The 7,410-nt window shown below is 56.1% G+C and carries 8 protein-coding genes, 1 pseudogene and 1 other annotated feature; of the genes and pseudogenes, 6 read left to right on the top strand and 3 right to left on the bottom strand.

Annotation, left to right across the window (positions count from 1 at the left end):
* Positions 1–197: 197 nt before the first annotated feature.
* From raiA to pheA, 3 genes are all read left to right on the top strand, one after another.
* Positions 198–533, top strand: a complete 336-nt coding sequence (gene raiA, locus HMPREF9538_RS04070; RefSeq protein ID WP_002914111.1) for a ribosome-associated translation inhibitor RaiA — start codon at positions 198–200, stop codon at positions 531–533.
* A 105-nt stretch (positions 534–638) separates the two neighbouring features.
* Positions 639–763 (top strand) — a sequence feature (Phe leader region).
* Entirely contained in the window at positions 640–687 is a 48-nt protein-coding gene (pheL, locus tag HMPREF9538_RS31855) for a pheA operon leader peptide PheL (protein ID WP_100250063.1), read from the top strand. Its footprint overlaps the feature before it by 48 nt.
* Before the next feature lie 24 nt (positions 764–787).
* A complete protein-coding gene (pheA, locus tag HMPREF9538_RS04065) occupies positions 788–1,948 on the top strand; it encodes a bifunctional chorismate mutase/prephenate dehydratase (protein WP_004150975.1) in 1,161 nt (386 codons plus the stop codon).
* Here the strand turns inward: pheA and HMPREF9538_RS04060 are convergent.
* The 3 genes from HMPREF9538_RS04060 to aroF form a co-directional block, all read right to left on the bottom strand.
* Positions 1,945–2,817, bottom strand: a complete 873-nt coding sequence (locus tag HMPREF9538_RS04060; protein WP_004174805.1) for an SMP-30/gluconolactonase/LRE family protein — start codon at positions 2,815–2,817, stop codon at positions 1,945–1,947. The genes pheA and HMPREF9538_RS04060 overlap by 4 nt on opposite strands.
* A gap of 62 nt (positions 2,818–2,879) precedes the next feature.
* Positions 2,880–4,001, bottom strand: a complete 1,122-nt coding sequence (gene tyrA, locus HMPREF9538_RS04055; RefSeq protein WP_009486136.1) for a bifunctional chorismate mutase/prephenate dehydrogenase — start codon at positions 3,999–4,001, stop codon at positions 2,880–2,882.
* A gap of 9 nt (positions 4,002–4,010) precedes the next feature.
* Positions 4,011–5,081, bottom strand: coding sequence for a 3-deoxy-7-phosphoheptulonate synthase AroF (aroF, locus tag HMPREF9538_RS04050; RefSeq protein WP_002914114.1), 1,071 nt, complete (start codon positions 5,079–5,081; stop codon positions 4,011–4,013).
* Positions 5,082–5,423: 342 nt separating this feature from the next.
* On the opposite strand from aroF, the gene HMPREF9538_RS04045 reads away from it, so the two are divergent.
* The 3 genes and pseudogenes from HMPREF9538_RS04045 to HMPREF9538_RS30560 form a co-directional block, all read left to right on the top strand.
* Entirely contained in the window at positions 5,424–5,933 is a 510-nt protein-coding gene (locus HMPREF9538_RS04045; protein ID WP_004174804.1) for a YfiR family protein, read from the top strand.
* The gene (gene dgcN, locus HMPREF9538_RS04040) at positions 5,926–7,149 is read left to right on the top strand and encodes a diguanylate cyclase DgcN (protein ID WP_002914116.1); all 1,224 of its coding nucleotides are present in this window, start codon (positions 5,926–5,928) and stop codon (positions 7,147–7,149) included. The genes HMPREF9538_RS04045 and dgcN overlap by 8 nt, the downstream gene beginning before the upstream one ends.
* 13 nt (positions 7,150–7,162) lie before the next feature.
* Positions 7,163–7,410: pseudogene (locus HMPREF9538_RS30560) on the top strand (hypothetical protein); the annotation flags it as partial.

Here is a 7,410-nt window from a genome sequence, read left to right on the forward strand (position 1 = left end):
TTTAGCGCCGGGTTAACTCATCAAATATGGCCTGCTTTATCGGGTTCGACAAGTAAAATCTCACTTCTTCCTGCCCTGTCTCACAAAATGAATTTGTTGACAAAAAGTGACAATAAAATGTGATTTAGATCACACATTTTGACATTGGGAAAGGTATGCTGGATTCACCAAGACGGGAAAGACAAGAGGTAAAATTTATGACAATGAACATTACCAGTAAACAAATGGAAATTACTCCGGCAATCCGCCAGCATGTCGCAGACCGTCTCGCCAAACTGGATAAGTGGCAAACTCATTTAATCAACCCGCACATCATTCTGTCTAAGGAGCCGCAGGGTTTTATCGCTGATGCAACCATCAACACGCCAAACGGCCATCTGGTTGCCAGTGCGCGTCATGAAGATATGTACGCCGCCATTAACGAATTGATCAACAAGCTGGAACGGCAGCTCAATAAAGTGCAACACAAAGGGGAAGCCCGCCGCGCCGCGACGTCGGTGAAAGAGGCTGGCTTTGTGGAAGAAGAAGAGTAATCCTTAACTTAAGTTGTGTCATGCCACGCGCCTTCGGGCGCGTTTTTTATTGACAGAGTGAAAACAGTACAGGTACTGTAATCCCCACTACCTAAAGGAATTTACCATGAAACTTGTCCCGTTCTTCTTCGCATTCTTTTTTACCTTCCCCTGACCGGGAGGCAATTCGTCGTATAAGAAAGAATGCGAAGACGAACAATAAGGCCTCCCACCCGGGAGGCCTTTTTTATTTGATAACAACAAAGGCAACATCTATGACCGAGGAAAACCCATTACTGGCGCTGCGCGATAAGATAAGCGCCCTGGACGAGAAGCTGCTTGCTCTGCTGGCGGAGCGCCGCGGACTGGCTGTTGAGGTTGGAAAAGCCAAACTGGCCTCCCATCGTCCGGTGCGTGATATTGACCGCGAACGCGATCTGCTGGAGCGCCTGATGACTATCGGCAAGCGCCATAATCTGGATGCGCACTATATCACCCGCCTGTTCCAGCTGATTATCGAAGACTCTGTTCTTACCCAGCAAACCCTGCTGCAGCAGCATCTGAATAAAATTAACCCGCATTCGGCCCGCGTGGCGTTCCTCGGTCCCAAGGGCTCTTACTCGCATCTGGCGGCGCGTCAGTACGCCGCTCGCCACTTTGAGCAGTTTATTGAGAGCGGCTGCGCGAAGTTCGCCGATATTTTTAATCAGGTAGAAACCGGCCAGGCCGATTACGCGGTGGTGCCGATTGAAAACACCAGCTCCGGCGGGATCAACGACGTCTACGATCTGCTGCAGCACACCAGCCTGTCGATCGTTGGCGAGCTGACGATCCCTATCGATCATTGCGTACTGGTGAGCACCTCGACGGATGCCGATAAAATTCAGACCGTTTACAGCCATCCGCAGCCGTTCCAGCAGTGCAGCCAGTACCTGAGCCGCTACCCGCACTGGAAGATTGAGTATACCGAGAGCACCTCGGCGGCAATGGAAAAAGTGGCGCAGGCGAACTCCCCGGCCGTCGCGGCCCTGGGTAGCGAAGCGGGCGGCGCTCTGTATGGTCTGCAGGTGCTGGAGCACTGCCAGGCCAACCAGACGCAGAACATCACGCGCTTCCTCGTCCTGGCGCGCAAAGCGGTGAACGTCTCCGATCAGGTGCCGGCCAAGACCACGCTGTTAATGGCGACCGGTCAGCAGGCGGGCGCCCTGGTGGAAGCCCTGCTGGTGTTGCGCAACCACAATCTGATCATGACCAAACTGGAATCCCGCCCGATCCACGGCAATCCCTGGGAAGAGATGTTTTATCTCGATATTCAGGCCAACCTGGATTCGCTGCCCATGCGCAAGGCGCTGAAGGAGCTGGCGGATATCACCCGCTCCATGAAGGTCCTCGGCTGCTACCCTAGCGAAAACGTGGTCCCGGTGGATCCGGTTTAACATTCGCGGAACGGTAATTTCTTCATCCCTGCCACCGCTACCGGCAGGGTGAAGATGGCGCCTGACAGCGGATACTGCGCCAGCTCATCGTCCTCCATGTTTTCCCGGGTGGTGGTGATATAGAGCGTTTTCATATCCGCCCCGCCGAAGCAGACCATCGTCGGGCAACGAACCGGCATCGGGTAGGATTCCAGCTCCTCGCCCTGCGGCGAGAAACGGGCGATCCGCCAGCCGTCAAACATTGCGCTCCAGTAACATCCCTCCACGTCGATCGCCGCCCCGTCAGGGATCCCTTCGCCAGGCTGAAAACGGCGAAAGACTTCGCGTCGGCCAGGCTCACCCTGCTCATCCAGCGGCGTACGGTAGATCACGGCGTTCGGCGTATCAGAGGTATACATCCAGCGCCGGTCGGCGCTAAAGGCCAGGCCATTGGCGCCATGGATGTCACACTGGATCACTTTCGGCTGCAGGTCGTTATCCACTCGCATCAGCAGCGCGCCGTTGTAATCCCCAGGCCCCCAGAAGGTACCGGCATAAAAGCGCCCATCGCGATCGGTCCCGCCGTCGTTAAACCGCGCCAGCTCCGGGTTGCTCGGGTTATCGCAGACTTTCCGCCGCAGCAGGCCGTGGGCGTCGGTCAGCCAGATGCCGCTGCGCAATGCAACGATAAACCCGCCCTTCTCGCGCAGGGCAAAACAGCCGACCTCCTCTGGAAACTGCAGCACCTGGTGTTCTCCGCTGCGGATATCGTAGCGGTGAATTTCACATTCCATGATATCAGCCCAGTAGAGGGCCTGCTCTGCCTCGCTCCAGGTCGGGCATTCCGGCAGGTATCCGGTGTAGTCAAACAGCGGTTGTGGTTCAGCCATCGTTGTCATCCCTATAAAAAAAGCCAGCGGTCGCTGGCTTTATTGTATACATCTTTTTCGCTTTACTGCCGATTATCGTTCGCCTGACGCAGCAGCGTGCGGCTCTCGCTCTGGAAACGCTGAGCGTAATCGCCAAACCAGTGTTCGACTTTACGGAAGCTGTCGATAAACGCCTGCTTATCGCCCTGCTCCAGCAGGCCGATCGCTTCGCCGAAACGCTGGTAGTAGCGCTTAATCAGCGCCAGGTTGTTTTCCGATGACATAATAATATCGGCGTACAGCTGCGGATCCTGGGCAAACAGACGGCCTACCATCGCCAGCTCCAGTCGGTAAATGGGCGACGAGAGCGCCAGCAGTTGCTCAAGACGTACATTCTCTTCCGCAAGGTGCAGGCCATAGGCGAAGGTGGCAAAGTGGCGCAGCGCCTGAATAAAGGCCATGTTCTGATCGTGCTCAACGGCGCTGATGCGGTGCAGCCGCGCGCCCCAAACCTGAATTTGTTCGAGGAACCACTGATAGGCCTCCGGCTGGCGACCATCACAATAGACCACCACCTGCTTCGCCAGGCTGCCGCTGTCCGGACCGAACATCGGGTGCAGGCCGAGAACCGGGCCCTGATGCGCCGCCAGCATCGCCTGCAGCGGCTCCGCTTTCACCGAGGCAAGGTCAACCAGAATGCAATCCGCCGGAAGGGGCGGCAGCCTGGCGATCGTCTCCACGGTGGTGTGAATCGGTACGCTGACGATAACCATGCCGGCATCGGCGACGATATCCGCCGCCCGGGCCCAATCGTTTTTTTCCAGAATACGCACCTGGTAGCCGGACAGCGTTAACATCTTCTCAAACAGACGGCCCATCTGCCCACCGCCGCCGACGATCACCACCGGCCGCAGATTCGGCTGCAGGGTTTTGAAGCCTTTGTCGTTTTCGCTGGAATAGGATTCCCGCATCACGCGACGCAGAACGTCCTCGATCAGATCCGGTGGTACGCCGAGCGCAGCCGCCTCTTCACGTCGGGAGGCGAGCATCGCCGACTCGCGCTCCGGGACGTAAATCGGCAGGCCATACTGGCTCTTCACCTCGCCGACTTCGGCCACCAGCTCCAGACGCTTAGCCAGCAGGCTAAGCAACGCTTTATCCACTTCATCAATTTGATCACGTAACGCGGTCAGTTCAGCAACCATACTTTCCTCTTAAACCAAACGGGCCGCCAGGTGGCCGCGGAGATCCTTATCCAGTTCACGCAGCAGCGCCTCGGTAGTCTCCCAGCTGATGCAGGCATCCGTCACCGAGACGCCGTATTTCATCGCCTCACGCGGCTGTTCAGAGGACTGATTGCCTTCGTGGATATTACTTTCGATCATCAGGCCGATAATGGAGCGGTTGCCATCTTTGATCTGCGCGACCACGGATTCAGCCACGGCCGGCTGGCGGCGGAAATCTTTATTGGAGTTCCCATGACTGCAATCTACCATCAGCGACGGCTTCAGTCCCGCCTGCGCCATCTCTTTTTCGCATTTCGCCACATCTTCCGGACCGTAGTTCGGCGCCTTGCCGCCGCGGAGGATCACATGGCCGTTCGGATTACCCTGCGTTTGCAGCAGGCAGACCTGCCCGGCCTGATTGATGCCGACGAAACGGTGCGGCATCGCCGCGGCGCGCATGGCGTTGATGGCCGTGGCCAGGCTACCGTCGGTACCGTTTTTAAAGCCGACCGGCATCGACAGGCCAGAGGCCATTTCGCGGTGCGTTTGTGATTCCGTGGTACGCGCGCCGATAGCGGACCAGCTGAACAGATCCCCGAGGTACTGCGGGCTGTTGGGATCCAGCGCTTCCGTCGCCAGCGGCAGTCCCATATTGACGAGCTCGACCAGCAGACGACGCGCAATCTTCAGGCCGCCTTCAACATCAAACGAACCATCCATGTGCGGATCGTTAATCAGCCCCTTCCAGCCGACGGTGGTACGGGGTTTTTCAAAATAGACGCGCATCACCAGGTAGAGGCTATCGCTGACCTCTGCGGCAAGGGCTTTAAACCGACGAGCATATTCAATCGCAGCTTCCGGATCGTGAATGGAGCAAGGACCACATACCACCAGCAGACGCGGATCGCGACCGGCGATGATATCCGAAATGGTCTGACGGGCGTGCGCGATCTGCGCTTCCTGCTCGACGCTCAGCGGGAATTCCGCCTTCAGTTGCTCCGGGGTCATTAATACATGTTCGTCGGTAATATGTACGTTGTTCAGCGCGTCTTTTTGCATGATTGCGATCCTGTGTAGCTCGTTTGCGATAAGGGTTGCCTCAGAGGGCATGACGTAACGATACCACACAAAGTAAAGAATTCAATCCATATTCCGTAAATTTTAATTTACACCAACGAATTAATTGCCACTCACAATGGCGAGATGCGTATAACAATATTTACACATAGAAAAAACAAGCCAAACTTGCGCACCCACGGTATCGGTACTACGAAAAATCCTGGTGAGAATTGTCCCAAAGCAAAGGGCGCATCTAATGACGGGTTTTATTAACAGTGGTATTCTTCGCCGGGCATCGGCAGCGGCTTTTCCCGCGCTATGGCGACTTTGACGGAAGCGTTAATGACAGTATTACACCGTCTTTTATTGACTGTATTTTTTCTCATCGCGGTATCTCCTGTTTTTGCTGCCGGACCTTCAGAACATGTTCGCGCTATTGTTTCCGGGATCGTGACCTACACCCGTTGGCCGTCATTAACAGGAGCGCCAAAGCTGTGTATTTTTGCCTCATCACGCTTCACCCATAGCCTGGCTCATGAAGATCCGGATGCATTACCCTATCAACCGGTGATAGTACGTAATCGTGAAGAAGCGTTAAAAACGACCTGCGATGGTTTTTATTTTGGCAGCGAATCGCCGACTGAACAGTCAGAACTCACTCGCCGCTATGGCCCGAGGCCGCTGTTACTCATCGCAGAACAAAATACGGATTGTTCAATTGGTAGCGCGTTTTGCCTGATCATCAATGACGACCGGGTCCGCTTCTCCGTTAATCTGGACGTTCTGACGCACAGCGGGGTTCGGGTTAACCCGGACGTCCTGATGCTTGCCCGGAAGAAACCACATGAATAAGGACTTTTCACAGACTCCGCGCCCGACTTTCAAACGCGCGCTCCGTCGCATTAGCGTGATAAGCGTGGTGATCTCCATGACGCTGGTCTGGCTGCTGCTGAGTACAGCCTCAATCTTCACGCTCAAGCAGTACGCGCAGAAAAATCTTGAGCTCACTGCCGCGACCATGGGGCGCAGCCTCGAAGCCGCCCTGGTATTTGGCGACAGCGCGGCGGCAGAGGAGACCCTCGCGTCGTTGGGCAAGCAAGGGCAGATCTCCCAGGCAATCGTGCTAAACGGCCAGATGCAGCACTTCGCCGCGTGGCGCCATGAACCGCTGGCCAATAAAGAGCAAGTGAGCGGGCTTATCAGTAAATGGCTGTTTCCGGAGCCCACGGTGCAGCCCATCTGGCACCAGGGCAAACAAATCGGCGAGCTGAGATTGACCGCGCTTGATGAACTGATTAGCCACTTTCTCGGTATCTCGATTCTGGTGCTGACCGGCAGCATTCTGCTCGCCTCGTTCATCGCCCTGCTGCTGACCCACTCCCTACACCGGGGGATCGTCGCCGCCCTGCAGAGCATCACTGAGGTCGTGCATGATATACGTGAAAACCGCCACTTCTCCCGGCGGGTGCCGGAGGAGCGTATCGAGGAGTTCCATCTTTTCGCCCAGGACTTTAACAGCCTGCTGGGGGAAATGGAGGACTGGCAGCGCCAGCTGCAGGCCAAAAACGCGCAGCTGTTGCGCAGTTCGTTACACGATCCGTTGACCGGCCTGGCTAACCGCGCCGCCTTTCGTAACGCGCTCGCCGAGCTGATGCAGAATGAAGTCGATCATCAAACCTCGGCATTGCTGTTTCTTGATGGCGATAATTTCAAACTGATTAACGACAACTGGGGGCATGCGGCGGGCGATAAAGTGCTGATGGAGGTCGCCAGCCGCCTGATGACTTTTGCCGGTAAACGCCATCTGGCGTGGCGTCTTGGCGGCGATGAGTTTGCCGTTCTGCTGCGCGAGGTGCGCTCGGAAGCAGAAGTGCAGGCCCTGTGCCAGGCGCTAACGGAACAATTTCTTCCGCCATTCAACCTGCACAACGGTCATAGCGCCACGCTCTCGCTGAGCGTCGGTTATGCCCTGGCGTGGGAGCACGCCACCGCGGAATCACTGCAAGAACTTGCCGATCAGAATATGTATCGGATGAAAAACCAACGTATCCAGCAGACGCTGAAATAATAAAGGACTCATTATGATCAGAAAATATTTCGTCCCCGCCCTGATGGCGGCGGCGCTTTTGACAGGTTGCCAGGCTCCTCAGGGAAAATTTACCCCCGAGCAGGTGGCGGCGATGAAATCTTACGGCTTTACTGAAAGCAATGGCGATTGGTCCCTGGGCTTATCCGATAGCATCCTGTTTGACAAGAATGACTACCGACTACGTCCCGACAGCCGCCAGCAGATCACCATGATGGCCTCGCGGCTGGGGGGGGCCGGCGG

The sequence above is a fragment of the Klebsiella sp. MS 92-3 genome (genome assembly GCF_000195655.1).
Lineage (GTDB): Bacteria > Pseudomonadota > Gammaproteobacteria > Enterobacterales > Enterobacteriaceae > Klebsiella > Klebsiella pneumoniae.

Bases quoted from the DNA above. Each gene is read 5' to 3' on its own strand.
- raiA (WP_002914111.1), top strand. From the start codon at position 198: ATGACAATGAACATTACCAGTAAACAAATGGAAATTACTCCGGCAATC.
- pheA (WP_004150975.1), top strand. From the start codon at position 788: ATGACCGAGGAAAACCCATTACTGGCGCTGCGCGATAAGATAAGCGCC.
- HMPREF9538_RS04060 (WP_004174805.1), bottom strand. From the start codon at position 2,817: ATGGCTGAACCACAACCGCTGTTTGACTACACCGGATACCTGCCGGAA.
- tyrA (WP_009486136.1), bottom strand. From the start codon at position 4,001: ATGGTTGCTGAACTGACCGCGTTACGTGATCAAATTGATGAAGTGGAT.
- aroF (WP_002914114.1), bottom strand. From the start codon at position 5,081: ATGCAAAAAGACGCGCTGAACAACGTACATATTACCGACGAACATGTA.
- HMPREF9538_RS04045 (WP_004174804.1), top strand. From the start codon at position 5,424: ATGACAGTATTACACCGTCTTTTATTGACTGTATTTTTTCTCATCGCG.
- dgcN (WP_002914116.1), top strand. From the start codon at position 5,926: ATGAATAAGGACTTTTCACAGACTCCGCGCCCGACTTTCAAACGCGCG.